Origin of the sequence: Frankia sp. Mgl5 (assembly GCF_023242985.1) — a bacterium.
GTDB classification, from domain to species: Bacteria; Actinomycetota; Actinomycetes; order Frankiales; family Frankiaceae; genus Parafrankia; species Parafrankia soli.
On the sequence record NZ_JALKFY010000238.1, the window covers coordinates 1 to 252 of the forward strand.

Consider the following 252-nt stretch of genomic DNA (forward strand, 5'->3'; position numbering starts at 1 on the left):
CGATCGCATCCATTAAATGTTTTACATCCCACTGGCTCATCGTGGTCTGATTGGTCACAATCAAGCGGGCATGCGGCAGATCGAGCGCCTCAACCTCTTCAATCGTCTGCACGAGATGCACCTTGTCAGGAGCAATGCCAACCGCTCCCTCCGGCTCCGGGTGCCCTTTTTTGCCGATGTAAATCACATGATAGCCCTCGGCGATTTTCTCGCGGATCAAATCATGCGTTTTGGTCACGTCCGGACAAGTGG

Annotated in this window: 1 pseudogene; it reads right to left on the reverse strand. The window is 53.6% G+C overall.

Annotated features, from left to right (window positions below):
- Positions 1 to 252: pseudogene (locus MXD62_RS09175) on the reverse strand (4-hydroxy-3-methylbut-2-enyl diphosphate reductase); the annotation flags it as partial.